This is a genomic window from Oscillibacter valericigenes, from assembly GCF_021531915.1.
GTDB classification, from domain to species: Bacteria; Bacillota; Clostridia; order Oscillospirales; family Oscillospiraceae; genus Oscillibacter; species Oscillibacter valericigenes_A.
Map to the genome: position 1 here is coordinate 157,465 of NZ_JAFBIV010000003.1, position 22,145 is coordinate 179,609.

Annotated in this window: 22 protein-coding genes and 1 other annotated feature; of the genes, 11 read left to right on the forward strand and 11 right to left on the reverse strand. The window is 58.6% G+C overall.

The annotated features are described in order from the left end of the window. The first annotated feature begins 46 nt into the window (after nt 1–46). The 5 genes from minD to aspS all read left to right on the forward strand — a co-directional run bounded on the left by minD (nt 47) and on the right by aspS (nt 5,965). A complete protein-coding gene (gene minD, locus JQM66_RS03870; protein ID WP_235228496.1) occupies nt 47–793 on the forward strand; it encodes a septum site-determining protein MinD in 747 nt (248 codons plus the stop codon). Nucleotides 794–811: 18 nt separating this feature from the next. Continuing rightward, nucleotides 812–1,225, forward strand: coding sequence for a methylglyoxal synthase (locus JQM66_RS03875; protein ID WP_235228497.1), 414 nt, complete (start codon nt 812–814; stop codon nt 1,223–1,225). A gap of 313 nt (nt 1,226–1,538) precedes the next feature. Beyond that, on the forward strand, nt 1,539–2,897 hold the full coding sequence (gene hisS / locus JQM66_RS03880; RefSeq protein WP_235228498.1) for a histidine--tRNA ligase: 1,359 nt from the start codon (nt 1,539–1,541) through the stop codon (nt 2,895–2,897). 53 nt (nt 2,898–2,950) lie between these two features. Next, nucleotides 2,951–4,156, forward strand: a complete 1,206-nt coding sequence (locus tag JQM66_RS03885) for an S-layer homology domain-containing protein (protein ID WP_235228499.1) — start codon at nt 2,951–2,953, stop codon at nt 4,154–4,156. Between the two features lie 33 nt (nt 4,157–4,189). Continuing rightward, nucleotides 4,190–5,965 (forward strand): aspartate--tRNA ligase, encoded by a 1,776-nt coding sequence (aspS, locus tag JQM66_RS03890; protein WP_235228500.1) that lies wholly within the window; start codon nt 4,190–4,192, stop codon nt 5,963–5,965. A gap of 35 nt (nt 5,966–6,000) precedes the next feature. On the opposite strand, the gene JQM66_RS12775 is transcribed toward aspS, so the two are convergent. Next, entirely contained in the window at nt 6,001–6,210 is a 210-nt protein-coding gene (locus tag JQM66_RS12775; protein ID WP_407946001.1) for a helix-turn-helix domain-containing protein, read from the reverse strand. 80 nt (nt 6,211–6,290) lie between these two features. On the opposite strand from JQM66_RS12775, the gene JQM66_RS03895 reads away from it, so the two are divergent. The 4 genes from JQM66_RS03895 to JQM66_RS03910 all read left to right on the forward strand — a co-directional run bounded on the left by JQM66_RS03895 (nt 6,291) and on the right by JQM66_RS03910 (nt 9,212). Then, complete coding sequence (locus tag JQM66_RS03895; protein ID WP_235228501.1) at nt 6,291–6,446, forward strand: hypothetical protein; 156 nt, start codon at nt 6,291–6,293, stop codon at nt 6,444–6,446. 67 nt (nt 6,447–6,513) lie between these two features. Further along, nucleotides 6,514–7,680: a glycoside hydrolase family 3 protein gene (locus tag JQM66_RS03900; protein WP_235228502.1), complete on the forward strand. Its 1,167-nt coding sequence runs from the start codon at nt 6,514–6,516 to the stop codon at nt 7,678–7,680. A 97-nt stretch (nt 7,681–7,777) separates the two neighbouring features. Continuing rightward, complete coding sequence (locus JQM66_RS03905) at nt 7,778–8,926, forward strand: alanyl-tRNA editing protein (RefSeq protein ID WP_235228503.1); 1,149 nt, start codon at nt 7,778–7,780, stop codon at nt 8,924–8,926. A gap of 10 nt (nt 8,927–8,936) precedes the next feature. Next, on the forward strand, nt 8,937–9,212 hold the full coding sequence (locus tag JQM66_RS03910) for a DUF6881 domain-containing protein (protein WP_235228504.1): 276 nt from the start codon (nt 8,937–8,939) through the stop codon (nt 9,210–9,212). A gap of 57 nt (nt 9,213–9,269) precedes the next feature. Here JQM66_RS03910 and JQM66_RS03915 read toward each other — a convergent pair whose 3' ends face one another. The 10 genes from JQM66_RS03915 to rpmH form a co-directional block, all read right to left on the reverse strand. Beyond that, nucleotides 9,270–10,703: an NCS2 family permease gene (locus JQM66_RS03915; RefSeq protein ID WP_235228505.1), complete on the reverse strand. Its 1,434-nt coding sequence runs from the start codon at nt 10,701–10,703 to the stop codon at nt 9,270–9,272. A 203-nt stretch (nt 10,704–10,906) separates the two neighbouring features. Next, nucleotides 10,907–12,754, reverse strand: coding sequence for an LTA synthase family protein (locus tag JQM66_RS03920; protein ID WP_235228506.1), 1,848 nt, complete (start codon nt 12,752–12,754; stop codon nt 10,907–10,909). A 36-nt stretch (nt 12,755–12,790) separates the two neighbouring features. Beyond that, complete coding sequence (locus JQM66_RS03925; RefSeq protein ID WP_235228507.1) at nt 12,791–13,666, reverse strand: AAA family ATPase; 876 nt, start codon at nt 13,664–13,666, stop codon at nt 12,791–12,793. Between the two features lie 105 nt (nt 13,667–13,771). Continuing rightward, complete coding sequence (locus JQM66_RS03930) at nt 13,772–15,193, reverse strand: glycine--tRNA ligase (protein WP_235228508.1); 1,422 nt, start codon at nt 15,191–15,193, stop codon at nt 13,772–13,774. 61 nt (nt 15,194–15,254) lie between these two features. Beyond that, nucleotides 15,255–15,463 (reverse strand) — a binding site (T-box leader). A gap of 45 nt (nt 15,464–15,508) precedes the next feature. After that, nucleotides 15,509–15,847 (reverse strand): RNA polymerase sigma factor, encoded by a 339-nt coding sequence (locus JQM66_RS03935; RefSeq protein WP_235228509.1) that lies wholly within the window; start codon nt 15,845–15,847, stop codon nt 15,509–15,511. A gap of 239 nt (nt 15,848–16,086) precedes the next feature. Next, the gene (gene jag, locus JQM66_RS03940) at nt 16,087–16,920 is read right to left on the reverse strand and encodes an RNA-binding cell elongation regulator Jag/EloR (RefSeq protein WP_235228510.1); all 834 of its coding nucleotides are present in this window, start codon (nt 16,918–16,920) and stop codon (nt 16,087–16,089) included. Between the two features lie 9 nt (nt 16,921–16,929). Continuing rightward, complete coding sequence (gene yidC, locus JQM66_RS03945; RefSeq protein WP_235228511.1) at nt 16,930–18,072, reverse strand: membrane protein insertase YidC; 1,143 nt, start codon at nt 18,070–18,072, stop codon at nt 16,930–16,932. A 230-nt stretch (nt 18,073–18,302) separates the two neighbouring features. Continuing rightward, nucleotides 18,303–18,512, reverse strand: coding sequence for a membrane protein insertion efficiency factor YidD (yidD, locus tag JQM66_RS03950; RefSeq protein WP_235228512.1), 210 nt, complete (start codon nt 18,510–18,512; stop codon nt 18,303–18,305). Continuing rightward, nucleotides 18,509–18,853, reverse strand: a complete 345-nt coding sequence (rnpA, locus tag JQM66_RS03955) for a ribonuclease P protein component (RefSeq protein WP_235228513.1) — start codon at nt 18,851–18,853, stop codon at nt 18,509–18,511. The genes yidD and rnpA overlap by 4 nt, the downstream gene beginning before the upstream one ends. 114 nt (nt 18,854–18,967) lie before the next feature. Next, entirely contained in the window at nt 18,968–19,108 is a 141-nt protein-coding gene (gene rpmH / locus JQM66_RS03960) for a 50S ribosomal protein L34 (protein WP_021751147.1), read from the reverse strand. Nucleotides 19,109–19,479: 371 nt separating this feature from the next. On the opposite strand from rpmH, the gene dnaA reads away from it, so the two are divergent. Then, a complete protein-coding gene (gene dnaA / locus JQM66_RS03965) occupies nt 19,480–20,796 on the forward strand; it encodes a chromosomal replication initiator protein DnaA (RefSeq protein WP_235228514.1) in 1,317 nt (438 codons plus the stop codon). Nucleotides 20,797–21,028: 232 nt separating this feature from the next. Continuing rightward, the gene (dnaN, locus tag JQM66_RS03970) at nt 21,029–22,144 is read left to right on the forward strand and encodes a DNA polymerase III subunit beta (protein WP_235228515.1); all 1,116 of its coding nucleotides are present in this window, start codon (nt 21,029–21,031) and stop codon (nt 22,142–22,144) included. The last annotated feature ends 1 nt before the right edge of the window (nt 22,145 follow it).

The window sequence follows — 22,145 nt, forward strand, 5'->3', positions numbered from 1 at the left end:
ATGTGCCATGGACTAGTAAACAATTTTGGTCGGAAGGAGGTCCGCCATGGGTCAGTGCATCGCTGTGGTGTCCGGTAAGGGCGGCACGGGAAAAACGTCTTTCACCGCCGGTGTCGGTGAAGCCCTGGCCCTGTCGGGGCGCAGGGTGCTGTGCATGGACTGCGATGTGGGCCTCCGGAACCTGGACCTGGCCCTGGGTCTCTCCGACCGGGCCCTGATGGACTTCTCCGATGTGGCCCAGGGGCGCTGCTCTCTGGAGTCCGCCGTGGTGGAGCACCCCCGGCTGCCGGGACTGTTCCTGCTGACCGCGCCTGTCCGCACCCGGGGCCGTCCCGTGACGGAGACCCAGATGGCGGACCTGCTGGCGGAGGTACGGAAGCGATATGACTTCTGCCTGCTGGACGCTCCGGCGGGCCTTGGCACCGGCTTTTTACTGGCCACTGCCGCAGCGGACCGGGCCGTGGTAGTCACTACCACAGACCCCTCTTCCCTGCGGGACGCCCAGCACACCGTCATGGAGCTGGACCGCTTCGGCAGCGGAAAGCTGCACCTGGTGGTGAACCGTGTCCGAAAGAAGCTTCTGCGCAGCATGCACGCCACCATTGACGACGCCATCGACAAAGCGGGTCTGCCCCTCATTGGCGTCGTGCCGGAGGATGATACCCTGTTGATCAGCCTGAACCGGGGCACGCCTCTGCTTCTGGCAAACAGCCAGAGCCCTGCCGCGCTGGCCTACCGGAATATCGCCGCACGCCTGCAGGGCGGACGAGTCCCCCTGCTGCGCATCAAATAAAGAAAGGAGACCCCTCCGATGAATATCGCTCTCATGTCCCACGATAACAAGAAGGACCTGATGGTCCAGTTCTGCACTGCCTACGCGGGCATTCTGTCCCAGCACCATATTTATGCCACCAACACCACCGGCCACATGGTCGCCGACGCCACCGGTCTCAAGGTCCACTGCTTCCTGTCCTACGCCCACGGCGGCAGCCAGCAGATCGGCGCCCGCATCGCCTACAATGAATTCGACCTGGTGCTGTTCTTCAATGACCCCAACAACGAGAAGATGGCTGGAGAGATCTCCTACATCTCCCGTCTCTGTGACCAGAACAACATCCCCTTCGCCAGCAACATCGCCACCGCCGAGATGCTGGTGCTGGGCCTGGCCCGGGGCGATCTGGACTGGCGCTGCATCGTGAACCCCTCTACCCGTCCCATCGCTTGACATTTCGGCAAAAAACGGATACAATCTGTGCGTAAATCTACCGCAAAGATGCCGCAGCAGTAACCCAGGCACCGATCCTCAGAGAGGGGCGCAGCGCTGAGAGCGCCCTGTTCGGACTGGACGAAGGACAGCGGCGGAGCGGAGGCGGAAACGCCCACGGCTCCCTCCCCGTAACAGGAGGCCAAAGGAGGCCCTTGAGGCCTTGAATTTGGGTGGCACCACGAAGCGAATGTTCGCTCTCGTCCCAAAAGCCTTGGGACGGGAGCATTCTTTTTATATCGGTCCCACATATAACGAAAGAAGGAGAACAACCATGGCTAAAATGACCCCCCGGACGCTGTCCGGCTTTATGGAGCTCCTCCCCGCGCCCCAGCAGCAGATGGAGCGCATCATGGAGGTGCTGCGCCGCACCTATTCCCTGTACGGCTTCACCCCCCTGGACACCCCCGTCATCGAGTCCAGCGACGTGCTGCTGGCAAAGGGCGGCGGCGAGACGGAAAAACAAATTTACCGCTTCCAGAAGGGCGACGCCGACCTGGCTCTGCGGTTCGACCTGACCGTTCCCCTGGCGAAATACGTGGCCCTGCACTACAACGACCTGACCTTCCCCTTCCGCCGCTATCAGATCGGCAAGGTGTACCGGGGTGAACGGGCCCAGCGGGGCCGCTTCCGGGAGTTCTATCAGGCGGACATCGACATCATCGGCGACGGCAAGCTGTCCATCGTCAACGAGGCGGAGATCCCCTCCATCATCTACAAGACCTTCTCCACCCTGGGCCTGAAGCGGTTCCAGATTCGGGTCAACAACCGGAAGATTCTGAACGGCTTCTACGCCATGCTGGGCCTAACGGAAAAATCCGGCGACATCATGCGCACCGTGGACAAGCTGGACAAGATCGGCCCCGAGAAGGTCAAGGCCATCCTCATGGACGAGGAAATTGCTCTCACCGAGGAGCAGGCCAGCGAAATTCTCAAGTTCATCGCCATCACCGGCACCAACGAGGAGGTGCTGGCAGCCCTGGAGGGTTACCAGGGCCGGAACGAGGTCTTTGACGAGGGCCTCACGGAGCTGAACACCGTGGTAAAGTATCTGGCCGCTTTCGGCGTGCCCGCTGAGAACTTCGCCGTAGACCTGACCATCGCCCGTGGCCTGGACTACTACACCGGAACCGTCTACGAAACCACTCTGCTGGACCATCCGGAGATCGGCTCCGTCTGCTCCGGTGGCCGCTACGACAACCTGGCGGAGTATTACACCGACAAGCAGCTGCCCGGCGTGGGAATTTCCATCGGCCTGACCCGGCTGTTTTACGTGCTGGGTGAGCAGGGCATGCTGAACCCCGACCTGCCCACCGCCCCCGCCGACGTGCTGATTCTGCCCATGACCGACGACCTGTCCGCCGCCATCGGCTTCGCCACGGCGCTCCGGGAGAACGGCATCCGGGCCCAGATCCACGGCGAGAACAAGAAGTTCAAGCAGAAGATCTCCTACGCGGACAAGCTGGGCATCCCCTACGTCATCTTCCTGGGAGAGGACGAGATCAATGCCGGCGTGGTGGCCTGCAAGGACATGGCCACCGGCGAGCAGACCAAGCTGGAGCCTGCCGCCACCATCTATCGCATCAAGGCGGGCCTGGCGGAGAAGGGAAAGGGCGCCGTCATCCTGGGATAATTGAATACTATCTGTAATATACTATTAAAACTATACAATCAGGAGTTGATTTTGTGAGAAAATCACGCCTTGCAGCCCTGTTCCTGGCTCTGACGATGCTCCTGTGCACCCTCCCTGTCTCTGCCGCTGAAAGCAGCGGATGGCTGATACCCAAAGTCAAGGGCAGCCCCTCCTTTGCGGATGTAACAGGGACCTGGTGCGAAAGCTATGTGGAGACGGTCTATCAGGCCGGGCTCATGGAGGGAAAGTCCACCGCGAAATTTGATGCTGTCTCTCCCCTGACCGGCGCTCAGATCACCGTCATCACCGCCCGGCTCCACAGCCTGCTGCGGGGCGGCGACGGTGTGCTCCCCGCCCCCGGCGAGGGGGAACCCTGGTATCAGCCCGCCGTGGACTATCTGAGCAGCCATTGCGAGGATGACAGTGTCCGGGAAATTCTCCGGCGGTTTGATTGGACCACTTTAGATTTCGCTAACACCCCCTGCACCCGGCTTTGCTTTGTCACCATGCTGGCAGGCGTGCTGCCGGAGCCGCTTCCCGCCATCAACGAAGTCCATATTGTCCCCGACAGTACAGATACCCGCGTCCTGGCCTTTTACCGGGCCGGTATCCTCAACGGCAGCGACGCTTACGGCACCTTTGGGGAATCCGCATCCCTGACCCGGGGCGCAGCCGCCGCCATGCTGGCCCGCCTGACGGACCCAGCCCAGCGGCTGACCTTCACGCTGAAATCCTTTGACCTGTGCCGAGACGTTCTCGGTGTGGAACCGGAGACGGTTCTCTTGACCGTAGACGGTAAGGAAGTCACCGCGGCATTGTTTGGCAACCAGCTGTGCACCGCTCTCTATCAACGCAAGGGCGGAGCAGACAAAGCACTGACCGATGCCATTCGGTTCTGGTGCGATTACTCCGCGCCATTCCAAGTCATGGCGAAAGAAAAGGGGATTTCCCTTTCCGAGAAAGAGCTTGCGGAAAGCGCGGCGTACGCTCAAAGCATGGACGGCTATCTGGGGCTTTCCGCTGCCTGCTGGCAGCAGCAAAGCCAAAACAGCAAGCTGAACCTGAAATTGAAAGATTTTTACTGCGAAGCCGACTGGAAGTCGGGTGAATATCTCTATCACAGTGATCTGGAAAAGCTCTCCAAGTCCCTGCTGCAAAAGGCAGTTCCCACCGACATGCTGCTTTCCATGGACCTCCGTGCCGTTTATCAGCGGCTGATGGCTTCGCCCTTCATCACCTGGAATTTTCAAAATCAATAAACCCATTTCATATACAGAAAGGAACAACCAACTATGATGCAGAATCGTACCCATACCTGCGGGGAGCTGCGCCTGACCGACGCCGGCAAGCAGGTCAAAATCGTGGGCTGGATGGAGAACGTCCGCGTGGTCTCCGCCAGTCTGGCCTTCATCGTCGTCCGGGATTTCTACGGCACCACCCAGGTGGTGGCCGAGACCGAGGACATGGTGAACACCTTCAAGGCCATCACCAAGGAGTCCACCATCTCCGTGGAGGGCACCGTCCGGGAGCGTGACTCCAAAAACAGCAAGATCCCCACCGGCGACATCGAAGTCGTCCCCGCCAAGGTGGAGGTCCTGGGCCGCTGCCGCCACAACGAGCTGCCCTTCCAGATCAACCGCAGCCGGGAGGCCGACGAGGCCCTGCGGCTGAAGTACCGCTACCTGGACCTGCGGAACCCCGAAGTCAAGAGCAACATCATCCTGCGCTGCAACGTGGTGGCCGCCCTGCGGCAGGCCATGACCGCCGAAGGCTTCCTGGAGATCACCACCCCCATCCTGACCGCCTCCTCCCCCGAGGGTGCCCGGGACTACCTGGTGCCCGCCCGGAAGCATCCCGGCAAGTTCTACGCCCTGCCCCAGGCTCCCCAGCAGTTCAAGCAGCTGCTGATGACCTCCGGGTTCGACAAGTATTTCCAGATCGCTCCCTGCTTCCGGGACGAGGACGCCCGGGGCGACCGCTCCCCCGGCGAGTTCTATCAGCTGGATATGGAGATGGCCTTCGCCTCCCAGGAGGACGTGTTCGCCGTCTGCGAAAAAGTCCTCCCTCCCATCTTCGCCAAGTACGGCAAGTATGACCGGGCCAGCGGCGCACCCTTTATGCGCATCCCCTACCTGGAGGCCATGGAGAAGTACGGCTCCGACAAGCCTGACCTGCGTATCGACCTGACGGTTCAAGACGTGACCGAGGTGCTGGGTGGCTGCGGCTTCGGTCCCTTCGAGGGCAATAAGGTCAAGGCCGTGGTGGTCTCCGACTTCCATGAGACCCGCAAGTTCATCGACAAGACCCTGGCCGATGTGGAAGTCGTCTCCGGCGGCAAGCCCTACTGGTTCCGCCTGGATGAAAACGGCGAGATCGTGGGCGGCATCGCCAAGTTCGTCCAGCCCATCAAGGAGCAGGTGGTCTCCGCTCTGGGCCTGAAGGCCAACGACTTTGTGGCCCTTTCCGCCGGCACCCTGGGCGTCGCCCAGAAGACCGCCGGTGTCCTGGTCAAGACCCTGGGCGCCGCTGTTCCCGGCCATCAGGACCGCGAGCAGTACGCCTTCTGCTGGATCGTGGACTTCCCCATGTACGAGATCGGCGACGAGTCCGGCGAGCTGGAGTTCTGCCACAATCCGTTCTCCATGCCCTCCGGCGGCCTGGAGGTCCTGCTGCAGGCCGAGCGGGGCGAGATCGATCCCCTGAGCATCACTGCCGACCAGTACGACCTGGTGTGCAACGGCGTGGAGCTCTCCTCCGGCGCCGTGCGGAACCACGACCCCGAGATCATGATCAAGGCCTTCGAGCTGGTCCGCCTGGGTGAGGAGGATGTGAAGGCCAAGTTCCCCGCCATGTACAACGCATTCACCTACGGCGCTCCCCCTCACGCGGGCATCGCCCCCGGCGTGGACCGCATGGTCATGCTGCTGGCCGGTGAGGACTCCATCCGGGAGATCATCCCCTTCCCCATGAACAAGAACGCCCAGGACGTCATGATGGACGCCCCCAGCGAAGTCACGCAGAAGCAGCTGGACGAGCTGCACATCGCCTTGGTGAAGCCCGAGGAATAAAGAAAAAACTCCCCATTCCAAACGGAATGGGGAGTTTACTCTTCTTCTGACTCCTGATAGCAAATCAAATCCTCTGGATGACAGTGCATGATTTTACACAGCCTTCCCAGGGTCGTGGTCGTAACAGGCTGATCATGACGAATCCGCTGGAGCGTTCCAGATTCTATACCCTCATTAGCAAGATAGTAATAGGAAATATTGTGTTCCTTCATATATTTCCGCATAGGTGCAAATGAAATCGGCATGGTATCACCTCATGCCAATTATATGGAACTTGACTTCTTTCGTTATAGTTATTATAATGCCTATAACGAGGTGATAGGTCATGGATTATCAGGCACTCTATTACAAACTATTCAACGCCTGCACCGACGTTTTGGAAGCGTTGGAAGCGCAAAACTACGGACAGGCCAAAGCGCTTTTGATCGCCGCACAGCAGGAAACAGAAGAACTGTACATAAATACAGAAAAGGATGCGTGATCATCGCATCCTTTCTTTTTTTCTCCAACTATGATACACTATCCCCATCAACTTCCGGGAGGTGCCTATGAAACGACTGCTGGCGGCGCTGCTGGCCGCTTTGACGCTTATTTCCCTTGCCGCCTGCGGCGGCGCTCCGCAGACAGCGGAGCCATCTCCCGCTCCAGAGCCTCCCCCCGCTCCATACGAACCCTCTCCCGCGCCGGTACCGGAACCGCCTGTCGACCCGCTGGAGGAATTGCTGGGCCGCATGACCTTGGAAGAAAAGGTGGGCCAGTTGTTTTTCGTCCGCTGTCCGGCAGAGAGCGCCGCGGAGGATGTGCGGACCTATCACTTGGGCGGCTACATCCTCTTCGGCCGGGACACCAAGGACAAGACCGCCAACGAGCTGATCCAGGCCATCCAAAGTTATCAGGACAACGCATCCATTCCTCTGCTGATCGGCGTGGATGAAGAGGGCGGCAGCGTGGTACGGGTCAGCTCCAATCCCTGTCTTCGCTCCTCCAAATTTCAGTCTCCCCAAAAACTGTTTGCCAGCGGCGGCATGGAGCGCGTTGCGGCAGACACCCGGGAAAAGGATGTGCTGCTGAAGGCTCTGGGCTTCAACGTCAATCTGGCTCCGGTGGCGGACGTGTCCACCAATTCCAGTGACTTCATCTACCCCCGCACCTTCGGCCAGGACGCAGCCGCCACAGCGGGCTATGTCTCTGCCGTCACTGGCCAGATGACCGCTGACGGTATGGGCAGCGTTCTGAAACACTTTCCCGGCTACGGCGACAACGCGGACACCCACACCGGCATTGCTGTGGACGATCGGCCCTACGAGGACTTTGTGAACAGCGACTTCCTCCCCTTTTCCGCCGGGTTTGAAAGCGGCGGAGACATGACCGCCGTGCTGGTCTCCCACAATATCGTGGAGTGCATGGATGCGGACCTGCCCGCTTCCCTGTCCCCCGAGGTCCACCGCATCCTGCGGGAGGAGCTGGGCTTTGACGGTGTGGTCATGACCGACGATCTGGCCATGGACGCCGTAGCAGCCTACGCCGGGGAGGGTGCCGTGGCCGTTATGGCCCTGGAGGCCGGGAACGACCTGGTCCTCACCACCGACTACCGGACCCAGATCCCCAGGGTCATGGAGACCGTGGAAACCGGCACCCTGGACGAAGCCGTCATCAACACCGCCTGCCGCCGGGTGCTGCGGTGGAAGCAATCGCTAGGACTCCTGCAAATCTAAATACAATTTGTATTGTTTTTGATCGAATATACTATTTGTTCACTTCATTGATTTGAAAGATGCCTCTTAATGGCTGAAAGGAAAGGAAGTTTTCCACATGGAGACGGAAAAGCTATACTATCAAGACCCATTCATGGGGGAATTCACCGCCACGGTCCTGGCCTGTGAGGCCGGGAAAACCGGCTTCCAGGTGGTTCTGGACCGCACGGCCTTTTACCCGGAGGGCGGCGGCCAGCCTGCGGACCACGGCACTCTGGGCGGTTCCAACGTCACCGACGTCCACGAAAAGGACGGGGTCATTTTCCACACCTGCGACCAGGCTGTGGAAATTGGGGAGACTGTCACCGGGCGCATCGACTGGGCCCGCCGCTTTGACCACATGCAGCAGCACTCCGGCGAGCACATCATCTCCGGCATTCTCTGCGCCGATTACCACTGCGACAACGTGGGCTTCCACCTGGGCGCCGACACCGTCACCATTGACTACAACGCCGACATCTCCTGGGATCAGGCTCTGGACGCCCAGCGCAAGGCCAACGAGGTCATCTGGGCCGATCAGGCGACGGAGATCGCCTATCCCTCCCCCCAGGAGCTGGCGACTCTGGACTACCGCAGCAAGAAGGAGCTGACCGGGAAAGTCCGCATCGTCACCTTCCCGGAGGCGGACTGCTGCGCCTGCTGCGGCACCCATGTTCTGCGGGCGGGACAAGTCGGCATCATCAAGGTCCTGTCCTGCCAGAAGTTCCGGGAGGGCGTCCGCCTGGAAATTCTGTGCGGCAAACGGGCCCTGGACTACCTGTGCCGGACCTACGACCAGGCCAGGGCCATCGGCCAGCAGCTCTCCGTCAAGCCCCAGGATACCCTGGCCGCCGTGGAGCGGCTGGAGGCGGAACTGTCCGCCGCCAAAGTCCGCATGGCCCAGCTGGAGGAGGCAGTCTTTGAATCCATGGCCCGGGACAACGAGGGCCGGGGCGACGTGGTACTGTTCCAGCCCCCCATGAAGGGCGACAGCGTGCGGAAGCTGGCAGACGCTGTGGCAAAGCGCTGCGGCGGTCTGGCGGCGGTGTTCGCCGGGGAGGACGGGCAGTACGCCTACGCCCTGGTGAGAGCCGACGGCACTGACATTGCCCCTCTGGTAAAGGACCTGAACAAAGCCCTGAACGGTCGGGGCGGCGGCCGGGGCGGCTTCGCCCAGGGCAGCGTGCAGACGGACCGGGCGGCCATTGAAGTATTTTTCAGCAAGTGAGGAGAACGCTATGCAGTATTATATGATCGAATGGGACCACGAGGAAGAGGACGAGCCCTGGAAGCTGTATCTGGAGCTGGACAGCCGGGGCTGCCCCCGGCGGAAGGTAGAGGTCTTCCGGGTGGGTGTGTATCAGTCCTTTGATGACCTGGACGAGCCCCCCACGGATCCCCGCCAGGCGGCCGGGTCCGAGGGCAATGTGACGGCCCTGAACCGGGTGCAGTTTGACGATGTCTGGGAGCAGAGCCGCCAGATGCCCGATGGCTTCATGGGTATGTTCTTCTGAAGAAAGCACGGCCCCGGGACGATGTCCCGGGGCCGTTTTACATTGATGTATGGGATGTCACACCACCAGGAAGAACTTGATGAGGAACAGCGCCGAAATGACATATGTCAGGGCGGACACGTCCTTGGCCTTGCCGGAGAAGACCTTGATGACGGTGTAGGAGATCAGGCCCAGGCCGATGGCGTGGCCGATGGAACCGGAGATGGGCATACCGATCAGCATGAGGGACACGGGCAGCATCTGGTCCATGTCGCTGAAATCCACGTTCTTCAGGCCCATCAGCATCAGGACGCCCACGTAGATCAGCGCTGCGGAGGTAGCGGCTGCCGGAATGATGGCGGCGATGGGGGCGATGAACATGCAAGCCAGGAACAGCACGCCGGTGGTCAGGGCCGTCAGGCCGGTGCGGCCGCCGGCCTCCACGCCGGAGGCGGACTCCACGAAGGTGGTGACGGTGGAGGTGCCGGTGCAGGCGCCGGCCACAGTGCCGATAGCGTCGGACAGCAGGGCCTGCTTCATGTTAGGCATGTTGCCCTCCGCATCCACCATGCCGGCCCGGGACGCGGTACCCACCAGGGTGCCAATGGTGTCGAACATGTCGATCATGCAGAAGGTGATGACCAGGGTGATGACGGTGAACCAACCCACCTGCAGCAGGCCGGCAAAGTTGAACTTGAACAGAGTGGTCTGGGCCATATCGGCGAAGGGCGGCGCGAAGGAAGCGGTCGCCAGAGAGGCGAAGGGATTGATGCCCAGGAACAGGGCTTCACCGGCCCAATAGACCACAGACGCCACCAGCATACCCAGCAGCACGGCGGCCTTGATGCCCTTCTTCGCCAGGATCACCATGACGAACAGGCCCACAAACATGGTGATGACCGTCAGCAGCATGGCGTGGTAGCCCGCGTCACCCATGGAGCCCTTGATGACACTGGGCGTCAGGGCGCCGAAGAAGTCCCGCATCACATAGAAGGGAGCAGCAAAGCCGTTGCCCTCGCAGTAGATGCCCGCGTTGGAACCCAGGCCGATATTCATCAGCATGATGCCGATGGCGGGGGCGATACCCAGGCGGACACCCAGGGGGATGGCCTCCACGATCTTCTCACGAATGTTCAGGATGGACAGGGCGATGAACACGATACCCTCAATGAGAATGATGATCAGGGCCGCCTGGAAGCTCTCCACATAGGTCATGCCCGTCAGGCCCACGATGTTGGTGACCACCACGGCAAAGAAGCTGTTCAGGCCCATGCCGGGGGCCAGGGCAAAGGGCTTGTTGGCCAGGAAGGCCATGCAGAACATGGCGATGGCGGAGGCGATGCAGGTGGCCATGAACACGCCGTTCCACAGCTGGGAACCCACATCAAAGTTGGTCAGCAGGTTGGGGTTCAGGGCGATGATATAGGCCATGGTCATGAAGGTGGTGAGACCCGCCAGGATCTCGGTACGGACAGAAGTTCCGTTCTCTTTGAGTCGAAAGATTTTCTCCATACTCTCCCTCTTTTCTCCGTTTTCTCTCCATATCAAACAAATTTTCATGAAGGAAAACAGTTTTTGTATCCTTATGATACAAAAAGACGGGCAGAATTACAAGTATTCCCGCTGAAATACACCGCAGAAAAAGGTCGACCTTTTTTGGTGAATATCACAAAACAGGGGGCACGCATAGCGTGCCCCCTGTCCTTTCGAATGATTCAATAGCGGAAATGGGTGCCATAGTAGTATTCCAGAGCCTTGTAGGTCTCAAGGGCCTTCTGTCCGGCTTCGTCCAGGGTCTCGGTGAACTGCCCGTCCTGCACGTATCCCCCCACCGTGGTCACGGCAGGGATGACCTGCCATACATCCGTAGTGGCCTGGGTCCAGGCGTTACCCTCCCAGCCGCACAGGTCAAAGAGCAGATTCATCAGGAAGCAGGAGGACACATCCGGCCCCTCCCCCACGAAGTCCTTGCCCAGTGCTTTTTTGGCGGCGTCGTTGGCCCAGAGGAAATACCGGGTGCCGTAGTAGTTATAGAAGCCCTCCTCCGTGGAGGTGTTCAGATTGATCCCCAGCTCCTGATAGGCGGAGTTTCCGTCCCCGAGCCAAGGCTTGTGATCCCCGAAGCCCACCACGACCACAGGCCGCTCCTCGACGGCGAAGTCATCCAGCAGCTTGCGCAGCTGCTCCGCCGTGTCGGACACAGAGCCCAGATAGTTATCCACAATGTTGGTGGTAGCTGTGGAATACCGGCCGTCGGTGTAGTGCATGCCCCGCCATACGCTCTCCGTGTCGTATGGCCCATGGCCCTGATAGGTCACGTTGAAAGAGAAGTAGGGCTTTCCCTCCCCGTCCCGGTTTTCCTCATACAGCCTGAAAATCTCCGGAAAGAGCACATTGTCCGTGGCGATACCGCCGGTGTACAGGTCGCTGTACCGGTTTTCGTAGTAATAATACGTGGGAATGCCCAGATAACCGTTGACGTTCTGGCGGTTGTAGAACCAGGCGTAGCTGGGGTGACTGCCCTCCACGGTGTAGCCCTGGTCCTGGAAATACCAGCCGTAGGAATTGGTGTTGACCCGGTAGTTCCACTGGTCCGCGAAGCCCGTCAGCACCGCCCGCTCCGTGTTCACCGTGCCGCCGGCAAAAATGTTGGTCAGCAGGTTGCCGGTATAGCTCTCGGCCTCGATCTCATGGTAAACCTCGTAGGCCTTCTCAAAGTCAATACCTTCAACGCCCTCAAACCGGGAGAAATCGGCAAAGGCCTCCAATTGCAGAACGATCACATCCACCTGCTTCTCCGCCGGAATGTCGGCGTCCTCATAGGAGGCCAGCAAGGCCGCCGTCTCCCGCTGGTTGTAGCCCGCCGGGGCCTTGATGGTGCCGGTGGTGGCGCTGTGGAGGAAGGGATAGACGAAGCCCTTGGAGAAATACACCTGGGTAGAGGACCAGCGGTTGATATAATCGTAATTCTGTGTCTTGGCGTTATAAATGTTTTTGTCGGCGCAGAGCTTCCAGACAGGAACACACAGCAGCACCCCCGCCAGCAGCAGCGGCAGGCGGGCCTTCCACCGGAGCCGTCCCCGTACCAGGAACCACAGGAACACCGTTCCGAAGATCAGGCACAGCAACCCGAACCACACCCGCTTGTCGGGAGTCAGGTCGTAGTTGGCGGTGAGGGCAATGGAACCTGCCTCCCGGATGTGGCGGATATCCTCGAACATCAGGGGATCGTCCCGGAACCGCAGCTTATAATAGTTACCCAAGGAGAAGCCCCAGACCACCACCCCGGTGATGAGAAAGGCCAGCCAGGGCCGCCCCACCAGGAAATACACCAGAAACAGCCCCAGCACCACCGGCAGAATGTTCAGCACCGCGATGAGGGGATGCTGGAAATAGCTTTTCATCAGGATATCGGGGTAGTCACCGTAAGCGAAGAACAGGGACAGCCCCCCCAGACACAGGCCCGCCAGCAGCAGGACCAGTCCGTTCCAAAGCCAGAAGGCCGCTTTCTTTCCTCCTGAAAGTCCGGCGGCTGAGGGTTGGAACAGCCAGAAGTTTTTCAAACAGGTCACCTCTTTTGTGGAAAACTAGGGCATTTTTCAGAAATCACACGCATGGGACTTGAAAAAGTCGTAAAAGGTCCGGACGTTTTCCACCTCCGTCCAGCGGCAGGTGGAGACCGGGGTCCGGTCCAGGTCGTAAATGCGGGCGCCCTTCAAGGCCAGCAGGAAGGGCGAGTGGGTGGCGATGACGAACTGGCAGCCGTAAAACCGGGCGGAATCCTCCAGAAACCGGGCCAGCTCCAGCTGCAGCCGGGCGGACAGACTGTTTTCCGGCTCGTCCAGCAGGTAGAGACCATTCTCCTGAATGTGGCGGGTGAAGTATAAAAAACCGCTCTCGCCGTTGGACTTGCCGGGCACGTCCCGCATCAGCTGGTCATTCACATAGCGGGAGCCGGTGTGCCGCTGGGCATCCACCACCTTCCGCAGCTCGTCCAGGTCCTCCAGAGACCGCATCTGCATGCGGGAATACCGCTTGTCCATGTACTCGGACAGCAGCTCCCGCCGTCTGGTCTCAATGTTCTCGTTCATACAGCGAAAATCCAGCAGATAGTCGAAGACGTCGTCGCTGGTGATGACCCGGCTGTTGGCCAGGACTTCCCGGTCAAAGGTGCGGGTGGTCTCCGCCCGGCACAGATCCAGATAAGCGCCGTAAAAGGAGCTGCGGTTGAACACCGCCCCCCGCTGCAGCGCCAGCTTTTCGCCGATCAGGTTCAGCAGGGTGGTCTTGCCGCTGCCGTTTCCGCCGCAGAAAATGGTGATAGGTTCAAACTCCAGTTTTGGAATGCCCTTGTTCTGAAAAATGCCGAAGGGATAGCGGCTGCCGTAGCAGGTGCGCCTGTTTTCCGGGTCCTTCTCCAGAAAGGTCCACTCCCGGCACTCATCAGGCAGGGAAAACGTCTGTAAATACAGCAACCATCTCTCCTCCCTTCTTTTTTCCGATTTTACCACAACTATCCCCAAAAAGCGTGAACTTTGTGAAAACAGGGCGGGTGAAACACCCGCCCTGTTGGGTCATTCTTAATAAGCCAGCTTCTCAGTCAGATAGGCCTTCAGCTCGCTGATGGGAATACGCACCTGCTCCATGGTGTCGCGGTCACGGACGGTGACGCAGTTGTCGCCTTCCTTCTCGGCGTCGCCCACGGTGTCGAAGTCCACGGTGACGCAGTAGGGCGTGCCGATCTCGTCCTCACGGCGATAGCGCTTGCCGATGGAACCGGTCTCATCGAAGTCCACCATCCACTCCTTGCTGAGCTCGGCCTGGATCTCGCGGGCCTTGTCGCTGAGCTTCTTGCTCAGCGGCAGGACGGCCACCTTGAAGGGGGCCAGAGCGGGATGGAAGTGCATGACCACGCGGACGTCGTTCTTGGCCTCGTCCACGACCTCCTCGTCGTAGGCCTCCACCAGGAAGGCCAGCACCACACGGTCGGCGCCCAGGGAGGGCTCCACCACGTAGGGGATATAGTGCTCATTGGTCTCCTGGTCGAAGTAGGTCATATCCACGCCGGAGGTGTTCTGGTGCTGGGTCAGGTCGTAGTCGGTGCGGTCTGCCACGCCCCACAGCTCGCCCCAGCCGAAGGGGAACATGAACTCGAAGTCGGTGGTGGCCTTGGAGTAGAAGCACAGCTCCTCGGGGTCGTGGTCCCGCAGGCGCAGGTTCTCGTCCTTCATGTTCAGGTTCAGCAGCCACTCATGGCAGAAGTTCCGCCAGTAGTTGAACCACTCCAGGTCGGTGCCGGGCTTGCAGAAGAACTCCAGCTCCATCTGCTCGAACTCGCGGGTACGGAAGGTGAAGTTACCCGGGGTGATCTCGTTGCGGAAGGACTTGCCGATCTGGCAGACGCCGAAGGGCAGCTTGCGGCGGGTGGTGCGCTGGACGTTGTTGAAGTTCACGAAGATGCCCTGGGCGGTCTCGGGACGGAGGTAGACCGTATTCTTGGCGTCCTCGGTGACACCCTGGAAGGTCTTGAACATCAGGTTGAACTGACGGATATCGGTGAAGTTGTGCTTGCCGCAGGTGGGGCAGGGCACGTTATGGTCCTCGATGAAAGCAGCCATCTCCTCCTGGGAGAATGCGTCGATGGGCTTTTCCAGGGTGATGTTCTGCTCAGCGCAGAAGTCCTCGATCAGCTTGTCGGCACGGAAACGCTCCTTGCACTCCTTGCAGTCCATGAGGGGATCGGAGAAGCCGCCCAGATGGCCGGAGGCCACCCAGGTCTGGGGGTTCATCAGAATGGCGGCGTCCTGGCCCACGTTATAGGGGTTCTCCTGGACGAACTTCTTCCACCAGGCCTTCTTCACGTTGTTCTTCAGCTCCACACCCAGAGGGCCGTAGTCCCAGGTGTTGGCCAGGCCGCCGTAGATCTCGCTGCCTGCGAAGATGAAGCCGCGGTTCTTGCACAGAGCCACGATCTTTTCCATGGTCTTTTCGGTGTTTTTCATGTCTTTCGTCTCCTTTTTTGGTTTGGCTCAAGACGTAAAAAACGCCCTGAGCCGGTTTTCGGCTCAGGGCGAATCAAAATCGATCCGTGGTTCCACCTGAATTCGTATCTGGCTGATACGCACTCTGTCCCGGTAACGGCGGGGGCCGGCGGAGCATTTCCGCTCCGCTGCTCAAGGGTGCCTTCTCCCCCTTCCCGACTGAGGCTTTCACCAACCGCCTCTTCTCTGAACCCGGGTGCCGGGGATACTGTTCCCTGTCAACACAGTGTCCACATTTTAGTATAAAATGTTCTCTATGTCAAGGAAAATCCCATATCATGTCCTTTTCAATCGCCATTTCTTCCGTTTTTCTCTGCGCCTGCTCCAGGATGCACACCGCCTGCAACAACTTTTCCACATAGATCGCCTCCCATGCATCCGCCGCTTCCGCCAGGGACTTTTCAGAGCATCCTTGCAGACGTTCACCGTCACCCGCAGCAGCCAGCGGCGCAGATGCTCCGGCCCATCGAAGGGCTTTTCCTCCATATACAGCCGCAGAAACACCTCCTGCACCGCGTCCTCCGCGTCCTGTGGGACGCCGAACCAGTGCAGGGCCACACGGTATACCATATCCTGATGCTGGGCCACAGCATCCATAAAGGCTTGTCGTTCCATGCCGGTCTCCTGTTTTGAAAGCTTTCATCTATGATACGACGATGGGGACGGTTTTGTCACGAACAGAAAAAAACTGCCCGGAAAACTCCGGGCAGTTCTCTTGTTCCAATCATTTTCGCCGTGGCATGTACGTGGCGAAAATACCCCGACCTGTGCGCCCTTGGGGCGCACGCACCAGTGACCGACGTCACTGGTGGTAGGGGATTCTCAAGGGGGAGCCTGCTCCCCCTCGAAAGCGCTCAGCGCTTGTCGCGGTCGTAGGCTACGATCACACGGCGGTTGGGGTCCACGCCGGTGGAGTAGGTGGTGACACCGGGCACATCCTGCAGGGCGGTATGGATCACATGGCGCTCGTAGGCGTTCATGGGCTCCAGGGTCACACTGCGGCGGTACTTGACCACCTTGCCGGCCACCTTGCAGGCCAGATGCTGCAGGCTCTGCTCCCGCTTTTCCCGGTAGCCCTCGGCGTCCAGCTGGACCCGGACGCGGCCGCCGGTACGGTTCACGGCGTAGCTGGTCAACTGCTGAATGGCGTCCAGGGTCTCACCCCGGCGGCCGATCAGGGCGCCCAGGTTATCGCCCACCAGGAACACCTTGTAGCGGCCCTTTTCGGGCTGGTAGACCTTCACCTCGGCGTTGCTCTCCATCTGGGCCAGAAGGCCGTTCAGGAAGGTCTTGATGGCTTGAGCCTTCTCATCGTCCACTTCCTCGCCCAGGTCCTGGGAAGGAACGGCGGGAGTGCTTTCCTTCTTGGGGGGATTCTCCTTCTTGGGAGCGGGCTTTTCAACCTTCTTCTCCGGCTTCTTCTCCGGAGCCTTGGGCTTTCTGACCTGCTCGACGGGCTCTGCCTTCTCGGTCTTGGGCTGGGGTGCGGGAGGAATGATCTCCTCCTCTTCCTCCGGACCGTAGCTGACACGGACCTTGGCCGGGCAGCTGCCCAGGCCCAGGAAGCCGGATTTGGCGCGCTCCAGGATCTCAACGGACACATCGTCACGATCCAGGCCCAGCTGGGCCAGGGCCTTGCTGATGGCCTCGTCCTCGGTCTTACCCGTTACGTCAATAAACTCTCTCATAACGGCTCCTTATTCCTTTTCGTCATAGCGGTCGGCCTTGTAGGCACGTCCGCGGGCATAGGGGCGGTTACCCACACGGCCCGCCTCCGTGGTGCTGATACCGGCCTTGGCAGCCTTGGTGGCCTTGGCAGCCTGGGCGGCCTTCTGCTTTTCCTTCAGGGTCTGCTTGCGCTCTTCCTGATTTTTGCGTTCTGCCTGCTGCTTCCGGCCTTCCTCCATGCGCTTCTGGCGCTCGGCCTGACGGGCCTCATAGCGGGCGTTCTCCTCTTCCTCGATCTTCTTGTTGAAGAACTTGGTCATGATGACTTCCTGAATCAGAGAGAACACGCTCTGGGCGATCCAGTACACACCCAGGGCGGCGGGCATGATGAAGCCGATGTACACAGACATCAGGGGCATCATGTACATCATGCTCTTCATGGAAGCGCCGTTGGCTCCCTGCTGAGGCTGGTTCTTCATGGTGTAAATGCTCATCAGCAGCTGGAAGCCGCCTGCCAGGATGGGGATCAGGATCAGTCCGATGATGGCGGCGGTGAAGGTAAAGTTCTTCACGGCTTCCCAGGGCGTGACCGTCAGGTCCATGCCCAGAAAATTGTAATTCAGGTTGATCCAGCCGTCCACACCCTCCACGATCTCAGGGCACTGGGAAGTAATGGCCTTCACCAGGCCGATCTGGCCATAGGCAGAGAACTGTACGGTATCCTTGCTGGTCATGGTCAGGGCGCTGATATCCACACCCGCGGCAGCAGCCTTGTCCAGCAGACCCAGAGCGGTCTCCTTGGAGATCATCATGAAGTGGGTGATGGGCTGACGGATGATGGAGTACAGGGCGATCAGAATGGGCAGGGGAATGAAGCTCCAAAGGCAGCCGCTCATGGGGCTGACGCCCTCTTCTTCGTAGAGCTTCTGCATCTCTTCATTCATTTTTGCCTGGTTGTTGGCGTACTTCTTCTGGATCTCCTGCATCTTGCCGGACATGCGGTTCATCCGGATCATGCTCTTCTTGGACTTGATCTGGAAGGGCAGCATGATGAGCTTGATGGCGACGGTGAACAGAATGATAGCCACACCGTAGGAGTTGGTCAGGTTGTAAAACAGCTTGACCAGCGCGGCAAAGGGGATACAAATGTAGTATCCAAGGGTTGAAAACATAAACGTTTCCTCCAAATAAAGATGGGGCCGAGGTAACAAAGGAAGGGGGCTAGGGGAAACCTCTTGTTTCCCCAGTTCTTTTGCCAAAGGCAAAAGAAGCAAATGAAATCATTTTCGCCGCGACATGTGCGTGGCGAAAATACCTCGACCCAAGCGCCTTGGGCGCGCTCACCAGTGACCGACGTCACTGGTGGTGGGGGAGCTCGAGGGGGAGCCTGCTCCCCTTCGAATTAGGGCACAGGGTCATATCCACCTTTATGGAACGGATTGCAGCGGAGGATGCGCTTAAACGCCAACCAGCCGCCCTTCAGGGCGCCATATTTTTCAATGGCTTCCAGGGCGTACTGAGAGCAGGTCGGGATATAGTTGCAGCAGCGGGGCCGATAGGGTGAAATGGCCCTCTGATAAAACCGGATCAAAGCCTTCAGAACATGCTTCACGGCTTGTCCTCCAGCAGTTCCAGCTTCCGGCAGAGCTTCACGAAGGTATCGTTCAACTCCTGCCAGGAGGCTTTCACCGTGCGGGTCCGGGCCACCAGGATAATATCATAGCCCTGCTTCAGCTCCGGACTGTGGAGACGGTATACCTCCCGCAGACGGCGCCGCGCCCGGTTGCGTACCACGGCGTGACCCAGCTTGGTAGAGGCAGTGAGACCAAGGCGGTTATGGTCCAGCCGGTTTTTCCGGCAATACAGGACCATGCCGCCCCCCACCGCCGATTTACCTTTCTGGTAAAGCCGCCGGAACTCGTGATTTTCTTTCAACGTGACCGCTCGCTTCATACTGCTCCCTCTCGCCTTCGGACAGAAACCCAAATAGGGACGGAGGGATCTCGCAAAATCCCCGCCGTCCCATAAGGCGTCTGTTCAAGTGTCTCCCGCGCTTCCGTCTCCGTATTAGTAGGACAGACGAGCGCGGCCCTTGGCGCGGCGGCGGGCCAGGACCTTGCGGCCGTTGGCGGTAGCCATTCTCTTGCGGAAGCCGTGGACCTTCTGGCCGTGGAGCTTCTTGGGCTGATAGGTACGTTTGGTAGCCATGCTGAGACACCTCCTGTCAGATTTCCGGTCATGTTTCCATGACGCTTACTCGACACCGTTTTCAGGGAAAACGGCGCAGTAAATGATTTCAGGCGTCTATCGACGCGTGGATTAGTATAACATATTTTTGCAAAACATGTCAATAAAAACTTGAAATTTCAGAAAAACTCCTGTTTTTTTCCGCTTTTGAAACATCAAAATCAAAATATGGTGTTCATTTGCTGAACAGTCCCTATATCTGGTCATGTCTTTTCTCTGGAAATTCCAATTCTTATATTAGAATATGTATTGCGTCTCTTTGGTTTTTTTGCTATAATAAATGTGTATTGTTTTGTCATGATTCACTATTTACTAGAGAGAGGTGCATCTTTTTGAACTCAGTCGCTGACGTGTGGTCCATTGTCCTGCAACAGCTGAAAAAAGAACTCTCGGAGACCACCATCGCTGCCTTTTTCGACGAGCTGGAAGCGGTGGATATCCGGGGCAACACATTTATTCTCCACTGCGCCAATGATTTCAAGAAGGGTTACATCGAATCCCTGTATCTGAAAAATATCAAGGACAGTCTCCACGATATCTTTTCCACCGACTTTGAAGTAAAAATTCTGGATGACCTTGCCTTTGCCGAGTTCAACGGCGGCACTGTCCGGAAACAGAGCGACCGCTTCACCTCCGACGAATTCACCTTCGAGACCTTCGTGGTGGGTCCCTCCAACAAGCTGGCCTACGCCGCCTCCCAGGCCGTGGCCGAGCATCCGGCCCAGAACTACAATCCCCTGCTGATCTACGGTGACTCCGGCCTTGGCAAGACCCACCTGATCTACGCCATCGCCAATGTGATCCGCCGCAACGATCCCCGGTCCAAAATCGCCTACGTGAAAGGCGATGACTTCACCAATGAACTGGTGGATGCCATCCGGGAGGGCAAGACTGCCGAGATGCGGGAAAAATACCGGCAGGCAGACCTGCTGCTGGTGGACGATATTCAGTTCATCGCCGGCAAGAAACAGACCCAGGAGGAATTTTTCCATACCTTCAATAATCTGTACGAATCCGGCCGTCAGATCGTCCTGACCTCCGACCGTCCCCCCTCTGAAATGACCCAGCTGGAGGACCGTCTCCGCACCCGGTTCGAGTGGGGCCTGCTGGTGGACGTGGCTCCCCCGGATTTTGAGACCCGGCTGGCCATCGTGAAGAACAAGGCCGCCCTGCTTGGCATGGAGCTGCCGGACAAAATTTCCGCCTATATCGCGGAGAACGTCACCGCCAACGTCCGCCAGCTGGAGGGTACCATCAACAAGATTCTTGCCTACAAGGACCTGCTGGGCAACGACGCCGATGAGGAGACCGTCACCCGCGCCATGCAGGACATTCTGAAGCGCAGCAACGAGTATATCCCCACCCCCGAAGCCATTCTGGAATACATCAGCAAGTATTACAGCCTGGAGGAATCCGTGATCCGGGGACAGCAGCGCGTCCGGGACGCGGTACAGGCCCGCCAAATCGCCATGTATCTGATCCGGTCCATGACCAACCTGAGCCTGGACGACATCGGCAAGGTCTTCGACAACCGGGACCACTCCACCGTCCTCTATTCCATCCAGCAGGTGGAGAAGAAAATGAAGAAGGAACCGGCCTTCGCGGAGACCGTCAAGGAGATCAAAACCAACATCAATTCCAAGCGCTGATTTTCCACGAACCGTGTGGAAAAGGAAAACTCTTCTGTGGAAAACATTTCGTCTGAAAATGCTGTTGAAAAACGCCTGACTTTTTCCACATGATCTGTGAAGTCTCAAAGTCCTGCTATTTCAAGGGTTTTCCCCTTTTTCCACATGCTTTTGTTCTACGACTGCTTTTTCTAAAAACTTTTGTTCTTTTCTTTTGAAAAGCGACACACTCCATACAGAGAGGAAGTCTACTATGATTCAATTCAGCTGCGAAAAAGTCCTGCTGCAGAATGCCATCGCCGTCACCAGCAGAGCCGTGGCCCAAAAGAGTTCCATCCCCGCGCTGGAGGGTCTGCTGATCCATGTAGACCACCAGCTGACGGTCTCTGGCTACAATATGCAGACCGGCATCCGCACCAAGGTAGGTGCTGATGTGGTTCAGGGCGGTGATATTGTCCTGAACGCCCGCCTTTTTGGAGATATCATCCGCCGGATGCCTGACGATGTGGTGACCTTTACCGCTGACGAACGCCAGATGGTACACCTCTCCTGCGGAGATGCGGACTTTGATATTCTGGGCTTGTCTGCCGCAGACTATCCCGACCTGCCGGAGGTAGAGGATGAGTTTTCCGTGTCCATCCAGCAAAAGACCCTGCGGGCCATGATCGAGGAGACAGCCTTTGCCGTGTCAACCAACGAAAGCCGCCCGGTCCACACCGGAGCCCTCTTTGAGATCAATGACAAGGGCCTTACCATGGTGGCTGTGGACGGTTTCCGCCTGGCGGTCCGTCGGGAACCCCTGGAAAAAATTGACGGAGGTGCTTTCTCATTCGTGGCTCCCGGCGCGGCTCTCAACGAAGTCAAAAGTATCTGCGGCGACGCGGAGGATCTGGCATCCGTCACTCTTGGTAAGCGCCACATTCTCTTTGAGGTGGGTGACACGGAGCTGATCTGCCGCCGACTGGAGGGTGAGTTTCTGGATTATAAGAACGCCATTCCCCGGAAGAACCCTATTTCCGTCGTTGCCGATACCAAATCCCTCATTCAGAGCATCGACCGCGTGTCCGTGGTGATTTCCGAAAAGCTGAAAAGCCCTGTCCGCTGCATCTTTGACCATGACAAGGTGATGCTGTCCGCAAAGACCGGCAACGGCGAGGCCAAGGACGTCTGCCGCGTCTCCGGTGACGGCGACGGGTTGGAGATCGGCTTCAACAACCGCTATTTGATGGAGGCCCTGCGATTTGCTCCGGCGGATACGGTGAAAATCGAACTGAACACCGGTGTTTCTCCGGCAGTCATCGTTCCCGTGGAGGGCGAGGAAAACTTCCTCTATATGGTGCTGCCCGTCAGACTGAAAAGTGCGGAGTAAC

Coding starts and splice junctions, on each gene's coding strand:
- minD (WP_235228496.1), top strand. CDS start 47: ATGGGTCAGTGCATCGCTGTGGTGTCCGGTAAGGGCGGCACGGGAAAA.
- JQM66_RS03875 (WP_235228497.1), top strand. CDS start 812: ATGAATATCGCTCTCATGTCCCACGATAACAAGAAGGACCTGATGGTC.
- hisS (WP_235228498.1), top strand. CDS start 1,539: ATGGCTAAAATGACCCCCCGGACGCTGTCCGGCTTTATGGAGCTCCTC.
- aspS (WP_235228500.1), top strand. CDS start 4,190: ATGATGCAGAATCGTACCCATACCTGCGGGGAGCTGCGCCTGACCGAC.
- JQM66_RS12775 (WP_407946001.1), bottom strand. CDS start 6,210: ATGCCGATTTCATTTGCACCTATGCGGAAATATATGAAGGAACACAAT.
- JQM66_RS03895 (WP_235228501.1), top strand. CDS start 6,291: ATGGATTATCAGGCACTCTATTACAAACTATTCAACGCCTGCACCGAC.
- JQM66_RS03900 (WP_235228502.1), top strand. CDS start 6,514: ATGAAACGACTGCTGGCGGCGCTGCTGGCCGCTTTGACGCTTATTTCC.
- JQM66_RS03905 (WP_235228503.1), top strand. CDS start 7,778: ATGGAGACGGAAAAGCTATACTATCAAGACCCATTCATGGGGGAATTC.
- JQM66_RS03910 (WP_235228504.1), top strand. CDS start 8,937: ATGCAGTATTATATGATCGAATGGGACCACGAGGAAGAGGACGAGCCC.
- JQM66_RS03915 (WP_235228505.1), bottom strand. CDS start 10,703: ATGGAGAAAATCTTTCGACTCAAAGAGAACGGAACTTCTGTCCGTACC.
- JQM66_RS03930 (WP_235228508.1), bottom strand. CDS start 15,193: ATGAAAAACACCGAAAAGACCATGGAAAAGATCGTGGCTCTGTGCAAG.
- JQM66_RS03935 (WP_235228509.1), bottom strand. CDS start 15,847: ATGGAACGACAAGCCTTTATGGATGCTGTGGCCCAGCATCAGGATATG.
- jag (WP_235228510.1), bottom strand. CDS start 16,920: ATGAGAGAGTTTATTGACGTAACGGGTAAGACCGAGGACGAGGCCATC.
- yidC (WP_235228511.1), bottom strand. CDS start 18,072: ATGTTTTCAACCCTTGGATACTACATTTGTATCCCCTTTGCCGCGCTG.
- rnpA (WP_235228513.1), bottom strand. CDS start 18,853: ATGAAGCGAGCGGTCACGTTGAAAGAAAATCACGAGTTCCGGCGGCTT.
- rpmH (WP_021751147.1), bottom strand. CDS start 19,108: ATGGCTACCAAACGTACCTATCAGCCCAAGAAGCTCCACGGCCAGAAG.
- dnaN (WP_235228515.1), top strand. CDS start 21,029: ATGATTCAATTCAGCTGCGAAAAAGTCCTGCTGCAGAATGCCATCGCC.